This window comes from Citrobacter sp. TBCS-14 (assembly GCF_005280805.1).
Lineage (GTDB): Bacteria > Pseudomonadota > Gammaproteobacteria > Enterobacterales > Enterobacteriaceae > Citrobacter > Citrobacter gillenii.
In genome coordinates, this window is record NZ_SZWM01000517.1 from 1 (window position 1) to 242 (window position 242).

Below are 242 nucleotides of genomic sequence, written 5' to 3' on the forward strand. Positions count from 1 at the left end.
AAACGTCCAGGCCGGTACGCGCCTCGGACATCAGCATACTGGTTCGTAGCCGCCAGGAGGCGGCGCTGGTCCGCGATGCGCTGACGCAACTGGCCATTCCCTCTGTTTATCTCTCCAACCGTGACAGCGTGTTTGAAACGCTGGAAGCGCAGGAACTGCTGTGGGTGCTGCAAGCGGTGATGACGCCGGAGCGTGAGAACACGCTGCGTAGCGCGCTGGCAACCTCAATGATGGGGCTGAAT

The 242-nt window shown here is 61.2% G+C and carries 1 protein-coding gene; it reads left to right on the plus strand.

Annotation, left to right across the window (positions count from 1 at the left end; genetic code table 11):
• Window positions 1-242: 3'-5' exonuclease (locus FDX22_RS19640; RefSeq protein WP_146717659.1), on the plus strand; the 242-nt coding region annotated here is incomplete at both ends.